This window comes from Rhizobium sp. Leaf321 (assembly GCF_001423215.1).
GTDB classification, from domain to species: domain Bacteria; phylum Pseudomonadota; class Alphaproteobacteria; order Rhizobiales; family Rhizobiaceae; genus Neorhizobium; species Neorhizobium soli.
In genome coordinates this window covers 577,029-600,894 of the sequence record NZ_LMOF01000005.1, presented here as the reverse complement: position 1 = coordinate 600,894, position 23,866 = coordinate 577,029, and the positions used below count along the sequence as shown (strand labels likewise).

The window sequence follows — 23,866 nt, the reverse complement described above, 5'->3', positions numbered from 1 at the left end:
CCGCGCCCAAGATCGCTCGCACGTTGATGATACATATCACAATGATAACAAAGAACATGATTTTTTTTGCAGACGCGGAATTTTTTTTCAGCTATGCTACAAAGCTATAGGGTTTTCTCGTTGCTTGCGTGCGGCCGGCGCTGTCTCGCTACATGCGACAGTCTTTTGCGCTGGTACGCTCGCCTCGGCCACCGGCAGACTTTAGCGCGGTCGCATCGTGGTTTGCGGATTTTTGTTTAAGTTCAAGACATTGCTGCAAGTGCGTTGTGTCGGTCCGCAAGAGTGCTCTGCCCTCAAAAAGCGTCGGGCGACTTGCACAATCGGCGGCCGGCGCGCCTGGAAGGCCTTCGGATCTGGCGAATGTGCCGTCGATCCCGTGCAAGATCTCACCTCCGCGTGAGCGATCTCGCAAAAAAGCACCTGTCTTCAACATAACATACTTGACGGCCTATATAACGTGAATATAGCGTAGAGGGATGAAGCGATCGTAGGGCCTGGAGGAGGCGCTGCGGCTATCAAGAATGGGAGGAGGCCATGCTGCTTTACGCCGCGCGCTGCACGCGTTTGCCGCCGATCAGGAAGGCCCGGCTTCGGGCTGCCTTCCTGCTTCTTTCCATACTCTTTCAACATCGGGCGAAAGGCGAGGCCGGCTCATGAGCACCCTCCAATCTTCAGTCGCCGCATTGCGTGCGCGCAAAGCCAAGCAATCGTCGAAGCGCACGGGTGTCGTCCTTGTGGGTGCCGGCCTGCTTGTTCTGTCTGCCATCGCGCTCGACACGACGGTTGTCCATGTCGGGTCGGAAGCCGATGTTCGCCAGCAGGCGTTTTCGCCCGATACGTTCGGCACAAAGGAATTTCCGCGTGTTCAGTCGGTGGTGGTGGAAAAGGCTGCCGACGCCGTGGCGATCGCGCCGGAAGTGCTTGCCGACAAGGCAGCTGCCGGCAAGAAATACGGCACCGCGTCTACGACCGGTACGGTGATGATGGTCGAATTTTCCGGTGTCGTGGGCGAAGGCAAGTCCGGCATCTATGAGGTGGCTGTCGCCGGAATGCCGGCCGATATCAAGCTGCGCATGCAGACCGGGCCCGCCATCAACGGCACAGATCTGCGCGATGCGCCGGGCGATATCGCCTTCGGGTCGTTCAAGAACCAGATCGAATACCAGGACGCCGGTTCGGCCATCAACCGCGCCATGAAGGCTTCGGTGCTCGATCCGATCGATACGTCGGCGCTGACGGGCAAGACGGTCGAAGTCGTCGGCGCCTTTCGCCTCGTCAACCCGAAAAACTGGTTGATCACGCCGGTGAAGGTGGATGTGAAATGAGCGAGCCAGAGACGAAAGGCCCCCGCCGCGGCGATGTCGTGCTGTCGGCGCGCAACATCGCCAAGTCGTATGGCAACATCCATGCTCTCAAGGGCGTGAATTTCGATATCCGTTATGGCCAGGTCACCACGCTGTTCGGCGAAAATGGTGCCGGCAAGTCGACGCTGATGAAGATCCTGTCTGGCGTCGTTCAGCCGACATCGGGTGAAATCGTGCTGGATGGCGAGGGGGTGAACTTTACCTCGTCGACCGAGGCGCGTGACCACGGCATCTCGATCATCCACCAAGAACTCAGCCTGGCACCCAATCTTTCGGTGCGCGACAACGTGTTCATGGGCCGCGAGATCCAGGGCGCCACGGGCGTAGATTTTGCCGAGGAAGAGCGTCAGGTGCGGCTTCTGCTCGAAGAGTTGGAAGAAGACATCGACCCGCTGACGCCCGTAGAAGACCTGCGTCTCGGCCAGCAGCAGATCGTGGAAATCGCCCGCGCGCTTTCAATCGACAGCCGCATCCTGATCATGGACGAGCCAACCTCGGCGCTTTCGGCGGCCGAAGTCGAGGTGCTGTTCAAGGTTATTCGGGATCTCACAGCCAAGGGCGTATCGATCGTTTATATCTCGCACCATCTCGAAGAAGCGCTGGAAATCACCGATCACGCCGTCGTGCTGCGCGATGGTACCATGACCGCTTATGCGCCGCGCGCCGAGATCGATCTGGAATGGATCGTGCGCAACATGGTGGGCGAACATTATGATCTGGGATCCCCGCCGTCAGGTTATGATTTTGGGGAAACGGCGCTTTCAGTGGTCGATCTGACGGTTGCCGATCCCAATGCCGGCTTCAACCTAGTGGACCGCTTGTCGCTCGATGTGAAGGCCGGCGAAATCGTCTGCATCTACGGGCTGATGGGGGCAGGGCGCACCGAGTTGCTGGAAACGCTGGCCGGCCGCCTCAAGCCGAAATCCGGCAGTATCTTTCTGGAGGGCGAGGAAATCTCGTCTCTGTCGATTGCCGATCGCATTGCCTGTGGTCTAGCGCTCGTGCCGGAAGACCGCCAGCGCGATGGCCTGGTGCAGACCATGAGCGTCGGTGAAAACATGTCGCTCGCATCGATCATGAATTTCACCCGCGGCCTCTTTACCAGCCGGCGGATCGAGCAGTCGCTGATTGCCGATACCATCCGTAAGGTCACCGTGAAGACGTCTGGCGGTGGCGCCCCCATCGGCTCTCTTTCGGGGGGCAACCAGCAGAAGGTGGTCATCGGCAAGATGCTGGCGACCGATCCGACCGTGCTCCTGCTCGACGAGCCATCGCGCGGCATCGATATCGGCGCCAAGGCAGAAGTGTTTAAGCTTCTGGCAGAGCGCGCGCGCACCGGTCTGGCGGTGGTATTTTCCACGTCGGAAGTCAGCGAGTGCCTGTCGGTCGCACATCGCATCATCGTCATGCACAAGGGTCGCATCTCGGCCGAGTTCGATTCGAGCGTCACCAAGGAAAAGATCATGGCTGCCTCCGGCGAGTCTGTGGCTGCCTGATGCCGTCAATTGGGGAATTCTAGACCATGAACCAAGCCATCGCACCGAAAGCCGAAACTGCCAAAGTCGACAAAGCTGGCGGCATGAGCATTGGCCAACTCCTTTTGGAGGGGCGCGCCTTCTTCGCCCTGATCCTCATCATTGCCGTGTTTTCCTACCTGTCGCCGAACTATTTCACCGTCGCCAATTTTCTCATCATGGCTTCGCATGTCGCCATTTACGGTATCCTTGCCATCGGCATGCTGCTAGTGATCCTGAACGGCGGCATTGACCTGTCGGTCGGCTCGATCCTTGCACTCTGCGGGGTCGTTGCCGGCGCCATGATGCAGGGCGTCGAGCTTTCGGCCTTCGGCGTCATCCTTTACCCGCCGGTCTGGGCGGTAGTGGTGCTGACCTGCCTGTTCGGCGCTTTTGTTGGCGCCATAAACGGCATCCTGGTCGCCTGGTTCCGCGTACCGGCCTTCGTTGCAACGCTCGGCGTCATGTATGTTGCCCGCGGTATCGCGCTGTTGCAGACCAATGGCCTCACCTACAACAACCTGTCGGGCCGTCCCGAACTTGGCAATACCGGCTTCGACTGGCTTGGCTTCAACCGTCTGGCTGGCGTCCCCATCTCCGTCATCGTTCTGACCGTGATCGCCCTCTTGGCCGGCCTGATGCTTGCCCGCTCGGCTTTTGGCCGCTGGCTGTATGCATCTGGTGGCAACGAGCGGGCGGCAGATCTCTCCGGCGTGCCGGTCAAACGCGTCAAGATCACCGTCTATACGCTCTCCGGTATCCTTTCGGCCATTGCCGGGCTGGTGCTGTCATCACAGCTGACATCTGCTGGCCCGACAGCCGGCAGCACCTATGAACTGACGGCAATTGCCGCTGTGGTTGTCGGCGGTGCGGCACTGACCGGTGGTCGCGGCACGGTACGCGGCACGATGCTTGGCGCTTTCGTCATCGGTTTCCTTTCCGATGGCCTGGTCATCATCGGCGTCTCGTCCTACTGGCAGACCGTTTTCACCGGCTCGGTTATCGTGCTGGCCGTCCTCATGAACACAATTCAGTACGGCTCCGGCGCACGCAAGGGCTGACGTCCAAGAACTTGTCCGCAAAGGCCTGTTGGGAGGGTACCGCGGAAAGGATGCCTGAAGAGGCGAAGACTGCAACATTCCAATGGGAGTAGAAAATGTTGAAATCCTTTCAGAAATTCATGCTTGCCGCCGTCGCGACAGGCCTCATGACGACAGCTGCCATGGCAGACGGCCTGATCTCGATCATCGTCACGGATCCGGCCAACCCCTACTGGCGCACCGAAGGTGAAGTTGCCAAGAAGACGGCGGAAGGCCTTGGCTACAAGGCGAATGTCGCCGCCCACAAGGGCGACACCAACACCGAATCGACCCTCATCGATACGGCGATCACCAACAAGTCGGCCGCCATCATCCTCGATCCAGCCAATGCCGATGGTTCGGTCGGCGCGGTGAAGAAGGCTGTTGCCGCGGGTATCCCGGTCATTCTCGTCAATGCCGAGATCAACCAGGAAGGTCTTGCCAAGGCGCAGCTCGTTTCCAACAACGCGCAAGGGGCAGCGCTTGGTGCCGAAACCTGGATCTCGATGGTCGGCGAAAAGGGCACCTATGTGGAGCTGTTCGGCAACCCCGCAGACAACAATGCCGCGACCCGCTCTAACGGCTACGAAACCGTCATTACCCAGTATCCGGACATGAAGAAGGTCGGCAGGGAAGTGGCCAACTGGGATCGCACCCAGGGCTACCAGAAGATGCAGTCCCTGCTTCAGGCCAACCCGAACATCAACGGCGTTATCGCCGGCAATGACGAAATGGCGCTGGGTGCGATTGCAGCGCTGAAGGAAGCCGGCAAGCTCGACAAGGTCAAGGTCGGCGGCTTCGACGGTTCGCCGGATGCGGTTGCCGCCATCAAGTCTGGCGAGATGCAGTATACGGTGCTCCAGCCGGTTGCCGTCTTCTCGGCCGAAGCCGTGAAGCAGGCCGATTCTTTCATCAAGACGGGCAAGACCGGCGCTGCCACCGAAAAGCAGCTCTTCGATTGCCTGCTGATCACCAAGGACAACGTCGACAAGTATACCGGCCCGTTCACGCTCTCGCAGTAAACGGATACGATCTATCCGGGGCCGCACTCGCTGCGGCCCCGACCTCTTGCGATTTCAGCTCTTCTTTGCGCGGAAGATCATTCCAACCGGTGGCGCCCCGCTGAAGACGTGCTAGATGTCGATTGCACCAGAGGCGCGTATGGCGTGCGGATGTTCCCTGTGAGCGAGCAGCGGTGCGACAGACCGGAGCCATGGAGATGTGCGTTCACCAGTTCGCGCGGTTCTCCGGGAGATGTGGGCAATAAGCATGCGCGACCAACAGGAACGTCCTCTCGAGCGCCTGATGGGCGAGGAGATTTCCAGCGATAGCCGCCAAGCCCGCCAGATCGCTCGAAGGCAGCTGGTGGCCGAGGCCGTGATGGCTGAGGGCACGATGCGCATCGAGGATCTGACCGAGCGGTTTGGCATCAGTCTGATGACCGCTCACCGCGATCTCGATGAGTTGGTGAGCCGCGGCCTGCTCCGCAAGACACGCGGCATTGTCTCAGCGGCACCGACAAGCCTCATCGAATCCAGTGACGTCTATCGATCCACGCGGCAGGCATCCGAAAAGCGCGCCATTGCTGCTGCTGCTGCCGAGTTTATCCAGCCGGGGCAGGCGATCTTCTTTGATGATTCCACGACCGTTTTGCAAATGGTGCCGCATCTTTCAGCGCGCGTGCCGCTCACGGCGATTACCAATTCCATCACGATGATCAATGCCCTGCGTGAGGTAAGCGACCTGACGCTGCTCTGTCTTGGCGGGCAGTTCCAGAACTGGTGCAATGCCTTCATGGGACCCGTGACCACCAACGAGATCCGCCGCCTGCGCCCCGATCAGGTGTTTCTCTCCGTATCCGCCATCAGTGAAGACATGCTGTTTCACCAGTCTCCGGATATGGTGGACATCAAGCGGGCCATGTTCGAATGCGCCTCGCGCCGCATCCTGCTGGTCGACCATACCAAATTCGAGCGGCGCGCGCTGCATGCCATGGGATCGCTGGATGAATTCGACGTGGTCATCGTCGACAGCGCCACGCCTCCGCGCACCATCGAGCGGCTGCGCGCGCGGGGCATCAATCTCGTCGTTGCCGCACCAAACGGCAATGCGGATGATACAAAGAGTGATTTGTAACCGTACATCTTGTGAAGTTAACAGTAGTGTGCTCGTTCTAACGAAGCGGGCCGTCTGCCCGTGCGGGCCGGGCGCCTGACATCTCACGCATTGCGCCGGCCAGACAAGCGGATCTTCGACCACGCGATGCATTTTTTCGGAGCTTCCGATGCCCTGTCTGCTTGGGATCGACAATGGCCTCACCGTCACCAAGGCGGTTGTCTTCGATGAGACGGGTGCCGTCCTGTCGGTGGCGCGGCGACGTATTCCCCAGATCATGACAAAAGCCCGCCATGTCGAGCGCGATATGGCAGGCCTCTGGGCGGCAACCGCCGAGGCCATTTCGGACGCGATTGCCGAAAGCGGCCGGCCGGCATCCGAGATCGCAGCGGTGGCCGCAACCGCTCATGGCGACGGGCTCTACCTTCTGGACCGCGACGGCAATCCGCTCGGCCACGGCATCCTGTCTCTCGACAGCCGCGCCGGCGACATCGTTGCCCACTGGGATGGCGATGGCACGGCAGAGGCGGCGCTGGCCTTGAGCGGCCAGCGGCCGCATGCATCCGCGCCGGCATCACTTCTGGCCCATATCCGAGAGCATGAACCTGAGCGGTTTGGTGCCATCGGAACGGCGTTTGCCTGCAAGGACTGGCTGCGTTACTGCCTGACCGGCACGATCGGCACGGACCTGACGGAAGCCAGCACTTCCTTCACCGAAGTAGCGTCGCAGGCCTACGCGCCTGACATCCTCGAGCTCTACGGCCTCGGCGCGCTTTCCGGCGCTCTGCCGGAAGTGGCGCTGCCGGATGCGGTGATCGGTGGCGTGACACCGCAGGCAGCGGCTTTGACCGGGCTTGTCGCCGGAACGCCTGTTGTCGCCGGCCTGCATGATGTCACGGCCTCGTCGCTCGGCATCGGCGGTTATGGCGTGGGTCAGGTGGCAGTGGTGGCCGGCACCTATTCCATCAACGAGACTGTCTCGACGCGCCCCGTGGTCGATGCCCGCTGGTTCTGCCGAAACGGGTTGAGGTTCGGCGAGTGGAACAATATGGCGATTTCGCCGGCGTCTGCGGCAAACTATGACTGGTTCCTCGACCGCCTGTGTAAATCCGACCAGAAGGCGGCAGAGGTCGAGGGTGCTTCCATCCATGAGCGTCTCGGCCGCGAAATCGGTGAAGCAATCGAGCGTCCCTCGACGGTGCTGTTTCACCCCTACCTGTTCGGCTCTCCGCATGGATCGACGGCCAGCGCCGGATTCCTCGGCCTGCGCGGTTGGCACGGCCGGGCCGACATGCTGCGGGCGGTGATCGAGGGTATTGCCTTCAACCATCGGGTTCATGTGGGCGACCTGCGCCAGGGTTTTGAGATGAAGACGGCAAAGCTGACGGGCGGCATCTCCCGCAATCCGCTTTTTGCGCAGTTGTTTGCCGATGTGCTTGGGATGACGGTGACCGTCACGGACACCGAAGAGGCCGCAGCCTGGGGAGCCGCACTCTGTGCTGGCTCCGGTATCGGGCTTTTTTCCTCCCCGACGAATGATCCGCGCGATCTGGCCTCCGTCGGCCACGACTACCATCCCGACCCTGTACGGCAAAAGGCGCTCGACGAGCGGTATGGCCTGCATAGCGATCTGGCGAAGGCGCTTGCGCCGCTCTGGCCCCGTATCGAAGCCTTCAGTTCGGAGGGCGCGGAATGACCGCTGATACCCGCCGCGAGGCCATCGCCGCTTATGTGATTGAACGCGGCGAAGCCCGTATCGACGATCTCGTGACCGAATTCGGCGTCTCGCGCATGACGATCCATCGGCACGTGGAGGACCTGGCAAGGCAGGGCGTGTTGCGCAAGCTGCATGGTGCCGTCAGCGCCCAGCCGTCAGGCGTCTATGAGAGCCTGTTCAGCTTCCGCAAGACCCGCTCGCTTGCCGCCAAGGCGGCGCTGGCCAGGGCTGCGGTTGGCGAGATCGAGCCGGGGAGCGTGATCCTCATCGATGATTCCACCACCGTCAACGCGCTCGCGCCGCATATCACGGAGGTGAGGCCGCTCACCGTCGTCACAAACAGCCTTGATCTTTCGGAACGGCTGAGCGGGGTTGATGAGGTGAAGCTGATTTGTCTCGGTGGCGAATATCACCCGACCTATCACGCCTTTATCGGCCATCTCTGCGAAAGCGCCTTGTCGCGCCTGCGCGTCAATCTCTTGATCTGCTCGGCGTCGGCGATCAGCGGCACCTCTGCAATGATCCAGGATCCGCTCGTCGTGCGCGTCAAGCAGGCGATGATGGCTTCCGCCGTGCGCAAGGTTCTGATGGTGGATTCGGAGAAATTCGACCGGGTGGCGCTGCACCTTTTTGCCGATCTCAAAGAGTTCGACGTGGTTTACGTCGATGATCGCCTTCCCGTAAAAACAGCCGATGCCCTACGGGCGGCCGGTGTTAGCCTCAAGCTGGTGACGGAAAATGACTGATATTGAAGACGTGGACGTTCTGATCCTTGGCGCTGGCATCAATGGAGCCGGGGTGTTTCGCGATCTCTGCGAGCAGGGGCTGACCTGCGTCATCTCCGACAAGGCCGATTTCGGTTCCGGCACCTCGGCGGCCCCTTCGCGCCTCATCCATGGCGGAATCAAATATCTTGAGACGGGCGAGTTTCGCCTTGTCGCGCAGTCGACGCTGGAGCGCAATCTTCTCCTCAAGAACGCGCCGCATTGCGTCAGCCGCCTGCCGACGGTGATCCCCATCTTCTCCTGGTTCAAAGGAATTCCGGCAGCACTTCGCACGCTCTTCGGCTCTACAACGGCGCCGCGAAGCCGTGGCGCGGTGCTGATGAAGATTGGTCTCGCGCTTTACGATTTCTATGGCTCGCGTCATCGCATGATGCCGCGCCATTCGCTGTGGAGCAAGGCGCGGGCACTCGCCACCATTCCGGCGCTCACGCCGCGCATTGTGGCGGCCGGCCTCTACTACGACGCCAAGATCAGTCATCCGGAACGGCTGGTGCTGGAACTCGTCGAGGATGGCCTGCGGGCAAGTCCTTCGTCACGTGCCCTAAATTATACGCGGATCGGTGGCACGGATGGGCAGGCCGTGGTCCTCGTCGATGAGGACGGGAACGAGCAGCGTATTCGCCCACGCCTCGTCATCAATGCCGCCGGCCCCTGGATCGACCGGGTCAGTGAAGATCTGGGTGTAACCTCCCGCCTGATCGGCGGCACCAAAGGGTCCCACATTCTTCTCGATCATCCGGATCTCATCGAAACGCTCGGCGGGCGGATGATCTATTTCGAGGCGGATGATGGGCGCATCTGCCTCGTGTTCGATTATCTCGGTAAGGCGCTGGTCGGCTCGACAGATATTCGCGACGACGACCCGGATCAGGTCACCTGCAGCGATGCCGAGATCGATTACCTGCTGCAGAGCCTCAGCGGCCTGTTGCCGGGTCTTTGCTTCGACCGCAGACAGATCGTCTATACCTATGCCGGCATCCGCCCGCTCCCGGCCTCCGATAGCACGGCCCCCGGCCTCATCAGCCGCGATCATTCGGCACCGGTCATCGAGCCGGAGGGGGAGAGACCGTGGCCGATTGTCTCGCTCGTCGGCGGCAAGTGGACGACATTTCGCGGCTTTGCCGAGGAAGTGACCGACATGGTTCTGGTCCGGCTTCAGCAGACGCGCCGCATCAGCACGCAAAGCTTGGCGATTGGAGGAGGACGCGGTTTTCCGCGCGAGAACGAGCGGGGCAAGTGGCTGGACATGGCCTGCTCAAGGACCGGCGTGGATCAGGCTCGCGCCGACACGCTGCTATCGCGTTATGGCACGACGGCGCTTGCCATTCTGGAAGCCGAAGGGAATACGCCCACCATGCTGGCGGATGCACCGGATTATTCATTTGATGAATTGGCCTGGATTACGGGCCATGAGCAGGTGGCGCATCTGGACGATCTTGTGCTGCGCCGCACGGCGCTTGCCATCACCGGCCGCCTCAGCGGACGCGATCTAGATGCCATGGCAGATCGCATGGCGGCGCAGAAAGACTGGAACCCGGAGCGTCTTGCGGTGGAACTTCGCGCCACCAAGGCAAGACTTGCCGCGCGTCACGGGTTTTCGTTTGCTTGAGCAGCTCGGCGACTCCGCCGGCCGCACTTGCCTCAAACCGGTATATTCAAGACCAGCCGAATACGTTTCGTGCCGAGACGGCACCGATGGGTTGTTTTGTTTCCAACCGCGTCAGGCGGCAATACAACGAAAACCCAGTACTCTCTCTTTTATCCAGAATAACACGTCCTGCGCGTATTTATTTAGGTATTCAGAAGCGCTTTTTCCTCGAACCGATTGCCGCGTTTTTTGTATCCATCGCGGTCATGGGATTGATGCAGATTTTGGTATGAACTCAATCTGTTAGACTGCAAGCCTACGAGAGTTTCTAAGTTCGCTTTTAGGGACTTGCATATGGATAAGCTCCAGTCTGTTAGCCTGCGCCGAGGGAAAGCAGACTAAATTTTCGATGGAGGCTCCTGTCCGGAGCAGGGTCACCAAGCCGCGCGCGATCAATCGGGCTTCCCTCCAAAGCATCTTCCTAGTGTCTAAGAGGAGATAGCGCCGAAAAGCTTGGTCCTTGCCCGATGTCCCAACACTCCAACTAGACACATGGCCTAAGAATTGCGTGTGACCGGGAGATAGTGAGCCGGGAGACGTCATTGGCAGTTTACGCGCCCATCCAATGCACCGTGATTGCGCTGAGCTGCATCGGAATGAGAGCGATCAGCGCATTTTTGCGCCATGATAGGACCAAAGCACTTGTGTTGCCGGTTACTGCCGTACGCGATCTCGAAGTAAGGCAAGCCCTGATCGTCGTGAGCAACAGGAGTGCGTCTTTGCTCCGGGGTCGGGGGGCTGCGTCAAGCGTGGGTCGCTTGCATCTCGCATGCCATTGCTCTGTTGCCCCGGCATGAGCAGATCAAAAATCACCACCGACCTGACGATCCTGATCATCGACGAGAACGCCATCCGGGGTTCGATCATCGAAGAGGGTTTGAACGAGGCAGGGCACCTGAATGTCAGGGTCATCCATGAAATGCAGGGCGTGGCGCGGCTGATCGAGACGATGGATCCGGATGTCATCATCATTGATATCGAAAATCCAAATCGTGACATGATGGAGCACATGTTCCAGCTCACCCGCATGATTTCGCGGCCAATTGCCATGTTCGTGGACAGATCCGATACGGCGGCGATCGAGGCTGCTGTTGATGCCGGGGTTTCCGCCTATGTGGTCGACGGGCTGAAGAAGGAGAGGATCAAGCCGATCCTCGATATGGCGGTGAGCCGCTTCAATGCCTTCAGCCGGCTGCAGCGCGAACTCGCCGAGGCACGCAGTGCGCTTGAGGAGCGCAAGGTCATCGAGCGGGCCAAGGGCATTTTGATGAGGATGCGGGGGATGAGCGAAGAACAGGCATACGCGCTGCTACGCCAGACGGCGATGAACGAGAAGAAGAAGCTGGCAGACATCGCGCAAAGCGTCGTCACGGCTGCAGGAATGCTGCTTTGAGCGCGGCATCGATCGGAGAATGCTGGTGAGTGCTCGTGTTTCCATGCAATCTGGCGACAGCGCCGTCAAAGCGCCGTCACGTGTCCGCGGCAAGGAGCAGAGGCTTCTGCGCGCGGGATACATCCCTTTGATGGATGCAGCGATCCTGATCGTTGCAACCGAACTCGGCTTTGCGGAAAGGGAGGGACTGCGTCTCGAACTGGTACGGGATGTCACCTGGGCCAATGTGCGGGACCGGCTGGCGTTTCGTCAGTTCGACATTGCCCATATGCTGTCGCCGATGCCGGTCGCCTCCATGCTGGGGCTGGGATCCAATCCTTCGCCGACGATCACACCCTTTTCGCTTGGCCGCGGCGGCAATGCCATCACGCTGTCGGCGCGGATCTTCGAGCGGATGAAGTCGTTGACAGGGCTTGCCGATGATGCGGGCGCGCTTGCCAATGCGAAGGCTCTCGCGGCTCTACTCGCCGACATGCGCGCCCGCGGCGAAGCCATGCCGACGCTTGGCATGACCTATCCGTTTTCCTCGCACAATTACGAGTTCCGCTACTGGCTGGCAGCTGGCGGCATCAATCCGGACCGCGACGTCAAGCTGGTCGTGGTGCCGCCGCCGCTGACATCCGATGCGCTTTCGGCAGGCGCGATCGATGGATTTTGCGTCGGTGCGCCCTGGAACATGATCGCCTCTGAACGCGGGACTGGCAGGATCGTCGCGGCCAAGCAGGACATATGGCCTCTGGCGCCGGAGAAAGTGCTGGGCATACGGCCGGAATGGGCTGAGACCAATGCCGATACGGTGTCGCGCCTCATTATTGCGCTCGACAGGGCGGCGCGGTGGTGCGACGACGCCCAGAATCACAACGAACTCGCAGACATCCTCAGCTCTCCCGATTATATCGCCGCGCCAACAAGCATTATTCGAAGCATCTTGAGCGGCGAGTTCAATCTGGATGCGCAGGGTACGACGCGAGTCGTTCCCGACTATTTTCTCTACCATGGCAAGGCGGCAAACTATCCGCGGCCGGACCAGGCAAGCTGGATCTATAGCCAGATGATACGCTGGGGCCAGACCGACTTCAGCGAAGAAGGCATGGCACGGGTCAGGAGCGCCTTCCGGCCCGACCTCTACGAGAGCGCGCTGGGCGCAAACGCGGCCACCCCGGATGAGCCGGGCGAACGAAGTGCATCGGGATATGATGAATTCATGGACGGGGAGATTTTCGACCCTCGTGATGTGCAGGCCTATGCGGAGCATTTTGCGGTTCGCTCGACGTCATCAGGCGACGACGTGACCGAAGCGTAATCGCGCGGTGCGCAAAGCTAAGGCATCTGCATCGAAAGTCAGGCTTCATAACGTGCAGCGCCGTTTTCGCCGCGATTGGTCGCGCATTCGGCAACTGCCGGAAAATGCGAGCTAATAGTTCTCGTTGATGGCTGGATTTCGAGCTGGCACGATGTTTGCTTGTATCTAATTGTCCGCGGTCAATGGCGATCGCAGGACAGATGAGCGCCCGATCAGGCGCAAATACCCATCCGACACCGACGTCGCATGCTCCCTTGCCGTCCGGCGCTTATCGCCCGGACCCGGCAGACGGGCACGCGGCGTTTTTTTGTTTCCGGATCTCCGTCACACCAGAGGGGCACAACGCTATGACGAAGACTACAGGAATGAACATCAACCGCCGGCAGATCCTGAAGATCAGTTCTGCCGTTGCTCTGGCAAGTGCTGTGCGCGCCGCATTTCCGTCCGGCGCCTTCGCCGCCTCGGCAGGTCCGGAAGTCAGCGGCCTCAAGATCGGCTACATCGCGCTTACCGACGCCGCGCCGCTGATCATTGCGCAGGAAAAGGGCCTGTTTGCCAAGCATGGCCTGCCGGATGTGGAAGTGCTCAAACAGGCATCCTGGGGCGCGACGCGCGACAATCTCGTGCTCGGCGGTGCCGCCAACGGCATCGACGGTGCGCATATCCTCACCCCGTTGCCCTATCTCATGTCCACCGGCAAGGTGACCCAGAACAACGTACCGGTGCCAATGTCGATCGTTGCCCGCCTCAACCTCGACAGCCAAGGCATTTCGGTTGCCAAGGAATATGCCGGGACCGGGGTCCAGCTCGATGCTTCCAAGCTGCGGGAGGCGTTTGCCGCTAAGAAGGCTGCCGGCAGCGAGATCAAGGTCGCCATGACATTTCCCGGCGGCACCCATGATCTCTGGATCCGCTACTGGCTTGCCGCCGGCGGCATCGATCCGGACAAGGACGTGTCGACGATCGTGGTGCCGCCGCCGCAGATGGTGGCGAACATGAAAGTCGGCAACATGGACGCCTTCTGCGTCGGCGAGCCTTGGAACGAGCAGCTCGTCAACCAGGGTATCGGCTTCACTGCCTGCACCACCGGCGAGATGTGGAAAGGTCATCCGGAAAAAGCGCTCGGGCTTCGCTCCGACTGGATCGAGAAGAACCCGAATGCCGCGCGTGCGCTGATGATGGCCGTCATGGAAGCCCAGATGTGGGCCGACAGCATGGACAACAAGGAAGAGATGGCCGCCATTCTTGGCAAGCGCCAGTGGTTCAACGTCCCGCCGAAGGATGTCGCCGGCCGCCTCAAGGGCACCATCAACTACGGCAACGGGCGCCTTGTCGAGAATACCGGGCTGGAGATGAAGTTCTGGAAGGACCATGCCTCCTATCCGTTCAAGAGCCACGACGCCTGGTTCCTCACCGAGAACGTCCGCTGGGGCAAGTTCGCACCCGATACCGACATCAAGGCGCTGGTCGACAAGGTCAACCGCGAGGACATCTGGCGCGCGGCAGCAGCCGATCTGGGCATTGCTGCCGCCGACATTCCGGCGTCGAGCTCGCGTGGAAAAGAGACCTTCTTCGACGGCAAGGTCTTCGATCCGGAAAACCCGAAGGCCTATCTCGAGAGCCTGACGATCAAGGCAAGTGCCTGAAGCAGCGGCCCCTCACGCGGCAGCGCATGGGGGGCCTGTTTTGTCCAGAACGAACATCACTTGAAGGGATCACCATGACTGCAACAGCCCGCAAGTCAGACCAGGCGACAACGCCAGAAACGCCGGCGGCGTCGGAGAAAAGCGCGACCGTTGTCATGATGGTGCAGCCCTCAGCCCGCAAGCTCAACATCCGGCGCGCCGCCACTGCCGTCTGTCGCAACGTACTGCCGCCGCTGGTGGTGCTGATCGCGCTCCTCGCCATCTGGCAGATCGCCTGCTCCGGTGCTGGCGCTACTTTGCCACCGCCATCGCAGGTCTGGATCGACAGCTATGACCTGATCGCCCATCCGTTCTTCGATTTCGGGCCGCAGGACATAGGTCTTGCTTGGCGCGTGCTGATCTCGCTTCAGCGTGTCGCGATCGGCTTCGGGCTTGCAGCAGTGGTCGGCGTCTTCCTTGGCGCCCTTGTCGGCCAATCGGTCTGGGCCATGCGCGGCCTCGACCCGATCTTCCAGATCCTGCGGACGGTGCCACCGCTTGCCTGGCTGCCGCTCTCGCTCGCCGCCTTCCAGAATTCCAATCCGTCGGCGATCTTCGTCATCTTCATCACCTCGATCTGGCCTGTCATCATCAACACCGCCGTCGGCGTGCGCAACATTCCGGATGACTATCGTAACATCGCCCGGGTTCTGCGCCTCAATCAGCTCGAGTTCTTCATCCGCATCATGGTGCCGGCGGCGGCCCCTTACATCTTCACCGGCCTTCGCATCGGCATCGGCCTGTCGTGGCTCGCCATCGTTGCCGCGGAAATGCTGACTGGCGGCGTCGGCATCGGCTTCTTCATCTGGGATGCGTGGAATTCCTCGCGCCTCACCGACATCATCGTGGCGCTCGCCTATATCGGCGTGACCGGCTTTGTCCTCGACAAGCTGGTGGGCCTGCTCGGCTCGATCGTCACCCGCGGCACCGCCAGGAATTGAGGAGACGGCCATGAGCGCCTACCTGAAAATCGATCACGTCGACAAGAACTTCGAACGCGCCGGCACAAAAACAGAGGTGCTGAAGGACATCTCGCTCACCATCGACAAGGGCGAGTTCGTCTCCATCATCGGTCACTCCGGTTGTGGCAAGTCGACCCTGCTGAACCTGATCGCTGGCTTGACGCGGGTTTCCGCCGGTGCCGTCCTGCTCGAAAACGTAGAGGTCAATGCGCCGGGCCCGGAACGCGCCGTCGTTTTCCAAAACCATTCGCTGCTGCCCTGGCTGACCGTCTACGAAAACGTCAATCTTGCGGTCTCCAAGGTTTTCGCCGGCAGGAAGACGCGGGCCGAAAAGCATGACTGGGTGATGCGCAACCTGGACCTCGTCCAGATGGGGCATGCCAAGGACAAGCGCCCTTCCGAAATTTCCGGCGGTATGAAGCAGCGCGTCGGGATTGCCCGCGCGCTCGCCATGGAACCGAAGATCCTCTTGCTCGACGAACCTTTCGGCGCGCTCGATGCGCTTACCCGCGCCCATCTGCAGGATGCGGTGATGGAGATCCATTCCCGCCTCGGCAACACGATGATCATGATCACTCATGACGTCGACGAGGCCGTGCTGCTCTCCGACCGCATCGTCATGATGACCAACGGCCCGGCCGCCCGCATCGGTGAAGTGCTTGACGTGCCAATCCCGCGGGTACGCGACCGCATCGCGCTCGCGGCCGACCGAACCTACCTCAAGTCCCGCGAAGCTGTGCTGAAGTTCCTCTACGAACGTCACCGCTTCGTCGAAGCTGCGGAGTAACCGACATGACGGAAAAGATCGTTATCATCGGCAACGGCATGGCACCCGGTCGCATGCTGGAAGAGCTGTTCGAAAAGGCCCCTGGTCGTTTCGACGTGACCATCTTCAACGCCGAACCGCGCGTCAACTATGACCGCATCATGCTGTCGCCGGTTCTGTCCGGCGAAAAGTGCTACGACGACATCGTCATCCACAATGACCACTGGTACGCCACCCATGGCGTGACCCTGCACAAGGGTGCCAGGGTCACTGAGATTGACCGCCAGGCGAAGACGGTCACCTCGGCCAAAGGCATTACCGCTTCTTACGACAAGCTTGTCATCGCCACCGGTTCTCTCCCATTCATTATCCCTGTTCCGGGCCACCAATTGCCCGGGGTTCTCGCCTACCGCGATCTCGCCGATGTCGAGAAGATGGTCGAGATTGCGGGCGCCAAGGGCCGCGCCATCGTCATCGGCGCCGGTCTGCTGGGCTTGGAGGCCGCTTACGGGTTGAAGCGGCAGGGCATGGAGGTGACCGTCATTCACCTCAACCCGACCATCATGGACCGTCAGCTCGATCCGCCAGCCGCCTATCTGCTCGAAAAGGCGCTGACCGAACGCGGCATCGACATCATCACCAAGGCCAATACCAAGCAGATCCTCGGCACCGACAAGGTGGAGGGTATCGAACTGGACGACGGCCGCGTCATCACCGGCGATATGGTGATCATGGCCGTCGGCATCCGCCCGGCCTCGAGCCTTGCCAAGGATGCCGGCATCGCCGTCAACCGCGGCATCGTCGTCGATGACGGCATGATGACCTCTGACCCGAACGTCTTTTCGCTCGGCGAATGCGCCGAACATCGCGGCATCTGCTATGGGCTCGTTGCGCCCCTTTATGAGGCCGCAAGGGTTCTTGCTGATCGCCTCATCGGCGGTACCAGCGAATATCATGGCTCTGTCGTCAACACGAAGCTCAAGGTCACCGGCATCAACCTGTTTTCGGCAGGCGATTTTGCCGAAGCGCCGGACCGCGAGGAAATCGTGCTGCGCGATGCGTCCGCCGGCATCTACAAGCGGCTGGTCCTGAAGGACAATCGCATCATCGGCGCGGTACTCTACGGCGAGACGGCGGATGGCTCTTGGTTCTTCGACCTGATGAAACGCGGGACCGATATCTCGCAAATGCGCGACACCCTGATATTCGGCCAGTCCTACCAGGGAGGGTCTCCGCTGGACCCTATGGCGGCCGTTGCAGCCTTGCCGGATGATGCGGAAATCTGCGGCTGCAACGGCGTCTGTAAGGGCAAGATCACCACGACCATCACCGGCAAGGGTCTGACCTCGCTGGATGACGTCCGCGCTCACACAAAGGCATCCGCATCCTGCGGTTCCTGCACCGGCCTCGTCGAGCAGCTGATGGCGCTGACGCTGGGCGATGCTTACAACCCGGCCGCCGTCACGCCGATGTGCACCTGCACCGAGCTTGGCCACGACGACGTCCGCCGCCTGATCAAGGCGAAGACCCTGAAGACCATTCCGGCCGTGATGCAGGAACTGGAGTGGAGGACCTCCTGCGGCTGCGCCAAATGCCGCCCTGCGCTCAACTACTACCTCGTCTGCGACTGGCCGGACGAATATGCCGACGACTACCAGTCGCGCTATATCAACGAGCGTGTGCATGCCAACATCCAGAAGGATGGCACCTATTCGGTCGTGCCGCGCATGTGGGGCGGTGTAACGAACGCCGCGGAACTGCGCGCCATCGCCGATGTCGTCGACAAGTTCGAAATACCGATGGTGAAGGTGACCGGCGGCCAGCGCATCGATTTGCTCGGCATCGAGAAGGAAGATCTGCCGGCCGTCTGGGCCGACCTCGGCAAGGCCGGATTCATCTCGGGTCAGGCCTATGCCAAAGGCTTGCGCACGGTAAAAACCTGCGTCGGTTCCGACTGGTGCCGCTTCGGCACCCAGGATTCGACCGGGTTCGGCATCCGCGTCGAGAAGTTCATGTGGGGCTCGTGGACACCGGCCAAACTGAAACTTGCCGTCTCCGGCTGTCCGCGCAACTGCGCCGAAGCCACCTGCAAGGATATCGGAGTGATCTGCGTCGACAGCGGTTTCGAGATCCATTTCGCCGGTGCCGCCGGTCTCGACATCAAGGGCACGGATGTCCTGGGTCTGGTGAAAACCGAGGATGAGGCGCTGGAGCATATCGTGGCGCTCACCCAGATGTATCGCGAGCAGGGCCGTTACCTTGAGCGCATCTACAAATGGGCCAAACGCATCGGCCATGACGAGATCCGCCGCCAGATCATGGGCGATCCCGAAAAACGCGGTGCCTACTACGACCGCTTCGTCTTCTCCCAGACATTCGCCCAGGTCGACCCCTGGTCGGAGCGTGTCTCGGGCAAGGACAAGCACGAGTTCAAGCCCATGGCGACCATCAGCTACAACCAGGCAGCGGAGTGAGGCCATGAACAGCAACTGGATGACGATCGGTCGAATCGACGACATTCCGCTGCGCGGGGCGCGTTGCGTAAAGACGCCGCAGGGCAAGGTTGCCGTGTTTCGCACGGCCGAAAACGAGGTCTTTGCAATCGAGGACCGTTGCCCGCACAAGGGCGGTCCGCTCTCCCAGGGCATCGTCCATGGCAAGGCCGTGACCTGCCCCTTGCACAACTGGGTGATCTCGCTTGAGAGCGGCCGCGCACTCGGCGCCGACGAAGGCTCCGTCGCGACACTGCCGCTGCGCAACACGGACGGCGAATTGTCCATCCTCCTGGAGAGGCGGCTGGAAGCGGCCGAGTGAACACCCCCATCCTGCATATTCCCAAGGAGGCAATGATGCTGTCAAAATCAGACGTGACCGAGATGATCTACGAGAAGAAGCGGCAGGCCGGCCTGAGCTGGGCCTCGATTGCCGAAGGGATCGGCATGAGCGAGGTATTTGTTACCTCGGCCTGCCTTGGAATGAATGCGCTGCCACGCGTGAAGGCCGATCTTCTGGTGCGCGATCTCGGTCTGCCCCAGGAATGTGCTGTCGTCCTGGCGGAGTTCCCGACCAAGGTCTGGGGTCGCGATATCCCTACCGATCCCTGCATCTACCGGCTCTACGAGATCGTTGGAGTTTACGGCGAGACCCTGAAAGAACTCATCCAGGAGAAATGCGGGAACGGCATCATGAGCGCCATCGATTTTGACATGGTGGTGGAGAAGGTTGCCAATCCGAAGGGCGACCGCATTGAGATCCGCATGAGCGGAAAATATCTCGGTTACAATAGTTGGTGAGATGCGGGAAGCCACCATGTCCGGTGTAACCAAGACGAGCTGCCCCTATTGCGGTGTCGGCTGCGGCGTGATCGCCGCAGTCGACGACGAGGGCAAGATCAGCGTGTCGGGCGATCCTGACCATCCCGCGAATTACGGAAGGCTTTGTTCGAAAGGCTCGGCGCTGGCCGAAACGCTGGATATGGACGGTCGCGCACTTTACCCTCAAGTTCATGGCGAAAGAGCCGGCTGGGACGAAGCGCTCGATCTCGTTGCCGCAAACTTCCAGCGGGCCATCGCCGATCACGGCCCAGATTCCGTTGCCTTCTATGTTTCCGGGCAGATGTTGACCGAAGATTATTATGTCGCCAACAAGCTGATGAAGGGGTTTATCGGCTCCGCCAACATAGACACCAACTCACGCCTGTGCATGGCCTCGTCCGTTGCCGGTCATCGCCGCGCCTTCGGCGCCGATACCGTCCCGGCCTGCTATGAGGACCTGGAGCTGGCGGATCTGGTGGTCCTGGTCGGCTCGAACATGGCCTGGTGCCATCCTGTCCTTTATCAGCGTCTGGCGGCGGCCAAGGCTGCCCGTCCTTCCATGAAGGTGGTGGTGATCGATCCGCGCAAAACCGCGACCAGCGACATCGCCGATCTGCATCTGGCCGTGCGCGCCGATGGCGACATCGCCCTGTTCAACGGGTTGCTCAACTATCTGTCCGAGACCGGAGCGGTGGATGAAAACTACGTGTCGAGGCACACATCCGGCTTCCCCGAAGCGTTGATGGCAGCGTCACCCGGCTCTGTCTCCGACCTTTCGGAGGCGACGGGCGTGTCCGGCATGCTCATCCGCCAGTTCTACCGTCTCTTCGGAGAAACCGAGAAGGTCGTCACCTGCTACAGCCAGGGCGTCAACCAGTCGGCTGTCGGCACGGACAAGGTCAATGCCATCATCAACTGCCACCTGGCGACAGGCCGGATCGGCCGGCCCGGCATGGGACCTCTGTCGCTGACCGGCCAGCCCAACGCCATGGGCGGACGCGAAGTCGGCGGCCTCGCCAACATGCTGGCGGCCCATATGGCAATCGAGAACCCGGTGCACAGGGATCGGGTGCAGCGCTTCTGGAATTCACCCACCATCGCCGACAGACCCGGCCTGAAAGCCGTCGACATGTTCGAGGCGGTGGCGGACGGACGGATCAAGGCGGTCTGGATCATGTCGACCAATCCTGTCGTTTCCATGCCCGATGCCGATTCGGTCAAGGCCGCCCTGCAAGCCTGCCCCTTCGTGGTGGTCTCGGACATCCAGCAGGATACCGATACGGCACGTCTCGCCCATGTCCTGCTTCCGGCCACCGGATGGGGCGAAAAATCCGGCACGGTGACCAATTCCGAAAGGCGGATCTCCCGGCAGAGACCGTTCCTGTCCGCGCCGGGCGAGGCCCGCGCCGACTGGTGGCAGATGGCTGAGGTCGGGAAACGCATGGGGTTCGGCCCGGCCTTCGATTACAGCGGCGAGGCTCAGATCTTTGCCGAGCATGCAGCCCTGTCCGCCTTCGAGAACGAGGGCGAGCGCGATTTCGACATCGGCGCTCATGCCGTAATCAGCCACGGCGCCTATAAGGAGCTCCAGCCATTCCAGTGGCCCTTGCGTGGTGACGGTTCAAAGCTTGCCCGTTTCTTCGCCGATGGCGGTTTCTTCACTGCCGATCGAAGGGCGCGCCTTGTGCCGGTGGAGACACCTGCGCTTGAAAAGACGGACGGCCGCTTTCCCTTTACCCTCAATACGGGCCGGATCCGCGATCACTGGCATACGATGACGCGGACGGGAAAGAGTGCCCGGCTCTCCGCCCATATTGCCGAGCCCTTCTGCGAGATCCATCCGGCAGACGCGGCACAAGCCGGTATCGGCGACGCCGACCTCGTGCATGTCGAAGGCGAAAACGGCAGGTCGATCATCGTGCGCGCCCTGTTGACCGAACGCCAGATGCGGGGGTCGGTCTTCATTCCCATGCACTGGACCGGCGAGACGGCGCCGAGTGCCCGCGTCGATACGCTGGTCCCCTCCCGCGTCGATCCGGTGTCCGGCCAGCCTGCCTTGAAGATGGCGCGCGTTTCCGTTGCCCGCCACGAGGCGCAGGCGCATGGTTTTCTGGTGACGGCGAAGCGTCCGCTCGACCTTCCGTTTGCCTATTGGGCGATCGCGAGAACCGAAGGCGGTTACCGACTGGAATTTGCGGGCGACCCGCCCGCCGATGGCTGGGAGGACTGGTTGCGGCGCAGTTTGCAGCTCGACGAGCGCCAGGACTTCTCCGGTTACCTTGACCGGCAGGCCGGGGATCACCGCCTGCTCGCCTTTGACGGAGAGCATCTGCTGGCAGCCTTGTTCGTGGCACCGGAACCGGTCAGCGTATCGCGGCAATGGGCGGTCGAGCAGCTGAAGGAGCGGCATCTGGACAGCCGCACCCGTTCCATGCTCATAGCCGGCCGTCCGGCAGCGGGGCGACCGGACAAGGGCGCGATCGTCTGCTCTTGTTTTTCGGTCGGTATCAATGAGATTAGTGCCGCCGCCCATCGCGGTTGCCGTTCTGTGGAAGCCGTCGGCCTAGTCTTGAATGCCGGAACCAATTGCGGCTCCTGCCGCCCCGAAATCAGGAGGATCCTGGATGCGACGCAAACCCTTGCAGCAGAGTGACGGAAACGAACGCATCGCAGCACTCGCCAAGCTGCCGGTCTTCTGGAACCTTTCGGGCAAGCGGGCGGTCATGGCGGGTGGATCGGATGGCGCCGCCTGGAAGGCAGAGCTTCTGCAGGCCTGCGGCGCTGAGGTAGAGCTGTACTGCGAAACCGCTGAGCTTGGCGACACGATGAAGGCGTTGGTCGAGCGGACCGGGCTGACGCATCATGACCATCCCTGGCATTGCGGTATCTTCACCGGGGCATCGCTGGCGCTCGCCGACTGCGAGACCGAAGCCGAGGCGCAGGCCTTCTACTGTGCGGCGCGCGCGGCCGGCATCCCCGTCAATGTGATCGACAAGCCTGCCTATTGCCAGTTCCAGTTCGGCTCGATCGTCAACCGGTCGCCAGTGATCGTGTCGATCTCGACGGATGGAGCGGCACCGATTCTCGCCCAGGCGATCCGCCAGCGGATCGAAACACTGCTGCCGCCGGCGCTGAAGCAATGGGCAAGCCTTGCGCAGTCGCTGCGGGAGGCGGTCAACCGCCGGCTGTCGCCAGGTCCGGCAAGACGCCTTTTCTGGGAGCGTTTCGTTGCCCGAAGCCTCTCGACCAACGAGCCACCAGCGCAAGATACCGCGGACCGGTTGCTGGCCACCGCCGAGCAGATCGCTTCGGTTCCGAGTTTGGGATCGGTGACCCTGGTCGGTGCGGGGCCGGGAGATGCCGAACTGCTCACGCTCAAGGCCATGCGGGCGCTGCAGGCCGCCGATGTCATCCTGTTCGATGATCTTGTCTCGCCGGAGGTGCTGGAACTGGCGAGGCGTGAGGCAAAGCGGTTCCTCGTCGGCAAGAGAGGCGGACGCGAAAGCTGTCGCCAGGATGACATCAACGACATGATGGTGCGGTTCGCAAAGGACGGCAAACGCGTTGTCCGGCTTAAATCCGGTGACCCGATGATCTTCGGGCGGGCAGGCGAAGAAATCGCCCGGCTGCATAGCGAGGGCATCGCCGTAGACGTGGTGCCGGGCATTACCGCAGCGTCGGCCATGGCCGCGTCGCTGAAGACATCGCTCACCAACCGCGACCACGCCCAGCAGGTCCGCTTCGTCACGGCCCATTCGCGGGATCATGAACTGCCCCAGACCGTCGACTGGGCCTCGCTCGCCAAACCCAACCAGACCTCCGTGTTCTACATGGGCGGACGCATGGCAGGCCAGATCGAGCAGCGCCTGATGGACAATGGGATGACAGCTGACACGCCCGTTGTCGTTGTCTCCTCCGTCAGCCGCCCGCACGAACAGCGCTGGTCTGGCCCGCTCGCAAGCCTTGGCGATGCCATGCGCACGATCGGCGTCGAGGAGCCTGTGCTGATCGGGGTCGGAGAGGTGTTCGGCGCGGTTGCCGGAGAACACCGTCAAAGTTTCGACCAGGAAGGGCAGGAGCATCGGGTTGGAAGCGTTTAAGCGATGCTGAGCGACGTCGCTGGGAGGGAGCGGCAAACAAAGGATAGGCCCTGAATGCGCCGAGACTTGCAAAAGTTGCTACATTCTACTTCCGTGCGCCACGTGGCAGTAACTTCAATGG

General features: G+C 61.2%; 19 protein-coding genes. All 19 read left to right on the top strand.

The features are described 5' to 3' along the window. Positions 1 to 653: 653 nt before the first annotated feature. The 19 genes from ASF70_RS06350 to cysG all read left to right on the top strand — a co-directional run bounded on the left by ASF70_RS06350 (position 654) and on the right by cysG (position 23,745). Complete coding sequence (locus tag ASF70_RS06350; protein ID WP_062578343.1) at positions 654 to 1,325, top strand: DUF2291 domain-containing protein; 672 nt, start codon at positions 654 to 656, stop codon at positions 1,323 to 1,325. Further along, positions 1,322 to 2,860, top strand: a complete 1,539-nt coding sequence (locus ASF70_RS06345; RefSeq protein ID WP_062578342.1) for a sugar ABC transporter ATP-binding protein — start codon at positions 1,322 to 1,324, stop codon at positions 2,858 to 2,860. The genes ASF70_RS06350 and ASF70_RS06345 overlap by 4 nt, the downstream gene beginning before the upstream one ends. 83 nt (positions 2,861 to 2,943) lie before the next feature. Continuing rightward, entirely contained in the window at positions 2,944 to 3,939 is a 996-nt protein-coding gene (locus ASF70_RS06340) for an ABC transporter permease (protein WP_244473986.1), read from the top strand. 95 nt (positions 3,940 to 4,034) lie between these two features. Continuing rightward, a complete protein-coding gene (locus tag ASF70_RS06335) occupies positions 4,035 to 4,979 on the top strand; it encodes a D-ribose ABC transporter substrate-binding protein (RefSeq protein WP_062578338.1) in 945 nt (314 codons plus the stop codon). Between the two features lie 247 nt (positions 4,980 to 5,226). Beyond that, a complete protein-coding gene (locus tag ASF70_RS06330) occupies positions 5,227 to 6,093 on the top strand; it encodes a DeoR/GlpR family DNA-binding transcription regulator (RefSeq protein ID WP_062578335.1) in 867 nt (288 codons plus the stop codon). Between the two features lie 148 nt (positions 6,094 to 6,241). Continuing rightward, the gene (locus tag ASF70_RS06325) at positions 6,242 to 7,768 is read left to right on the top strand and encodes an FGGY-family carbohydrate kinase (RefSeq protein ID WP_062578333.1); all 1,527 of its coding nucleotides are present in this window, start codon (positions 6,242 to 6,244) and stop codon (positions 7,766 to 7,768) included. After that, positions 7,765 to 8,535 carry a DeoR/GlpR family DNA-binding transcription regulator gene (locus tag ASF70_RS06320; protein ID WP_062578331.1) on the top strand — a complete coding sequence of 257 codons (771 nt, stop codon included), beginning with the start codon at positions 7,765 to 7,767 and terminating at the stop codon, positions 8,533 to 8,535. The genes ASF70_RS06325 and ASF70_RS06320 overlap by 4 nt, the downstream gene beginning before the upstream one ends. Further along, positions 8,528 to 10,183, top strand: coding sequence for a glycerol-3-phosphate dehydrogenase/oxidase (locus tag ASF70_RS06315; RefSeq protein WP_062578329.1), 1,656 nt, complete (start codon positions 8,528 to 8,530; stop codon positions 10,181 to 10,183). The genes ASF70_RS06320 and ASF70_RS06315 overlap by 8 nt, the downstream gene beginning before the upstream one ends. Next, positions 10,180 to 10,455 carry a hypothetical protein gene (locus ASF70_RS23930; RefSeq protein ID WP_156461781.1) on the top strand — a complete coding sequence of 92 codons (276 nt, stop codon included), beginning with the start codon at positions 10,180 to 10,182 and terminating at the stop codon, positions 10,453 to 10,455. Before ASF70_RS06315 ends, ASF70_RS23930 begins: the two co-directional genes overlap by 4 nt. A gap of 560 nt (positions 10,456 to 11,015) precedes the next feature. Beyond that, complete coding sequence (locus ASF70_RS06310; RefSeq protein WP_062578327.1) at positions 11,016 to 11,615, top strand: ANTAR domain-containing response regulator; 600 nt, start codon at positions 11,016 to 11,018, stop codon at positions 11,613 to 11,615. Positions 11,616 to 11,658: 43 nt separating this feature from the next. Further along, positions 11,659 to 12,918: a CmpA/NrtA family ABC transporter substrate-binding protein gene (locus tag ASF70_RS06305; protein ID WP_156461792.1), complete on the top strand. Its 1,260-nt coding sequence runs from the start codon at positions 11,659 to 11,661 to the stop codon at positions 12,916 to 12,918. Between the two features lie 347 nt (positions 12,919 to 13,265). After that, a complete protein-coding gene (locus ASF70_RS06300) occupies positions 13,266 to 14,564 on the top strand; it encodes a CmpA/NrtA family ABC transporter substrate-binding protein (RefSeq protein ID WP_062578323.1) in 1,299 nt (432 codons plus the stop codon). A 74-nt stretch (positions 14,565 to 14,638) separates the two neighbouring features. Further along, positions 14,639 to 15,544 carry a nitrate ABC transporter permease gene (gene ntrB, locus ASF70_RS06295; protein WP_062463249.1) on the top strand — a complete coding sequence of 302 codons (906 nt, stop codon included), beginning with the start codon at positions 14,639 to 14,641 and terminating at the stop codon, positions 15,542 to 15,544. Positions 15,545 to 15,554: 10 nt separating this feature from the next. Beyond that, entirely contained in the window at positions 15,555 to 16,352 is a 798-nt protein-coding gene (locus ASF70_RS06290; protein WP_062578322.1) for an ABC transporter ATP-binding protein, read from the top strand. A gap of 5 nt (positions 16,353 to 16,357) precedes the next feature. Further along, positions 16,358 to 18,805: a nitrite reductase large subunit NirB gene (nirB, locus tag ASF70_RS06285; protein WP_062578320.1), complete on the top strand. Its 2,448-nt coding sequence runs from the start codon at positions 16,358 to 16,360 to the stop codon at positions 18,803 to 18,805. Positions 18,806 to 18,809: 4 nt separating this feature from the next. After that, the gene (gene nirD / locus ASF70_RS06280) at positions 18,810 to 19,145 is read left to right on the top strand and encodes a nitrite reductase small subunit NirD (protein ID WP_062463257.1); all 336 of its coding nucleotides are present in this window, start codon (positions 18,810 to 18,812) and stop codon (positions 19,143 to 19,145) included. After that, positions 19,142 to 19,624 carry a cyanase gene (gene cynS, locus ASF70_RS06275; protein ID WP_244473977.1) on the top strand — a complete coding sequence of 161 codons (483 nt, stop codon included), beginning with the start codon at positions 19,142 to 19,144 and terminating at the stop codon, positions 19,622 to 19,624. Before nirD ends, cynS begins: the two co-directional genes overlap by 4 nt. A 16-nt stretch (positions 19,625 to 19,640) precedes the next feature. Further along, positions 19,641 to 22,298 (top strand): nitrate reductase, encoded by a 2,658-nt coding sequence (locus tag ASF70_RS06270; RefSeq protein WP_062578461.1) that lies wholly within the window; start codon positions 19,641 to 19,643, stop codon positions 22,296 to 22,298. Further along, positions 22,270 to 23,745, top strand: coding sequence for a siroheme synthase CysG (gene cysG / locus ASF70_RS06265; RefSeq protein WP_062578318.1), 1,476 nt, complete (start codon positions 22,270 to 22,272; stop codon positions 23,743 to 23,745). The genes ASF70_RS06270 and cysG overlap by 29 nt, the downstream gene beginning before the upstream one ends. Positions 23,746 to 23,866 lie beyond the last annotated feature (121 nt).

Coding starts and splice junctions, on each gene's coding strand:
- ASF70_RS06350 (WP_062578343.1), top strand. CDS start 654: ATGAGCACCCTCCAATCTTCAGTCGCCGCATTGCGTGCGCGCAAAGCC.
- ASF70_RS06345 (WP_062578342.1), top strand. CDS start 1,322: ATGAGCGAGCCAGAGACGAAAGGCCCCCGCCGCGGCGATGTCGTGCTG.
- ASF70_RS06340 (WP_244473986.1), top strand. CDS start 2,944: ATGAGCATTGGCCAACTCCTTTTGGAGGGGCGCGCCTTCTTCGCCCTG.
- ASF70_RS06335 (WP_062578338.1), top strand. CDS start 4,035: ATGTTGAAATCCTTTCAGAAATTCATGCTTGCCGCCGTCGCGACAGGC.
- ASF70_RS06330 (WP_062578335.1), top strand. CDS start 5,227: ATGCGCGACCAACAGGAACGTCCTCTCGAGCGCCTGATGGGCGAGGAG.
- ASF70_RS06325 (WP_062578333.1), top strand. CDS start 6,242: ATGCCCTGTCTGCTTGGGATCGACAATGGCCTCACCGTCACCAAGGCG.
- ASF70_RS06320 (WP_062578331.1), top strand. CDS start 7,765: ATGACCGCTGATACCCGCCGCGAGGCCATCGCCGCTTATGTGATTGAA.
- ASF70_RS06315 (WP_062578329.1), top strand. CDS start 8,528: ATGACTGATATTGAAGACGTGGACGTTCTGATCCTTGGCGCTGGCATC.
- ASF70_RS06310 (WP_062578327.1), top strand. CDS start 11,016: ATGAGCAGATCAAAAATCACCACCGACCTGACGATCCTGATCATCGAC.
- ASF70_RS06305 (WP_156461792.1), top strand. CDS start 11,659: ATGCAATCTGGCGACAGCGCCGTCAAAGCGCCGTCACGTGTCCGCGGC.
- ASF70_RS06300 (WP_062578323.1), top strand. CDS start 13,266: ATGACGAAGACTACAGGAATGAACATCAACCGCCGGCAGATCCTGAAG.
- ntrB (WP_062463249.1), top strand. CDS start 14,639: ATGACTGCAACAGCCCGCAAGTCAGACCAGGCGACAACGCCAGAAACG.
- ASF70_RS06290 (WP_062578322.1), top strand. CDS start 15,555: ATGAGCGCCTACCTGAAAATCGATCACGTCGACAAGAACTTCGAACGC.
- nirB (WP_062578320.1), top strand. CDS start 16,358: ATGACGGAAAAGATCGTTATCATCGGCAACGGCATGGCACCCGGTCGC.
- nirD (WP_062463257.1), top strand. CDS start 18,810: ATGAACAGCAACTGGATGACGATCGGTCGAATCGACGACATTCCGCTG.
- ASF70_RS06270 (WP_062578461.1), top strand. CDS start 19,641: ATGTCCGGTGTAACCAAGACGAGCTGCCCCTATTGCGGTGTCGGCTGC.
- cysG (WP_062578318.1), top strand. CDS start 22,270: ATGCGACGCAAACCCTTGCAGCAGAGTGACGGAAACGAACGCATCGCA.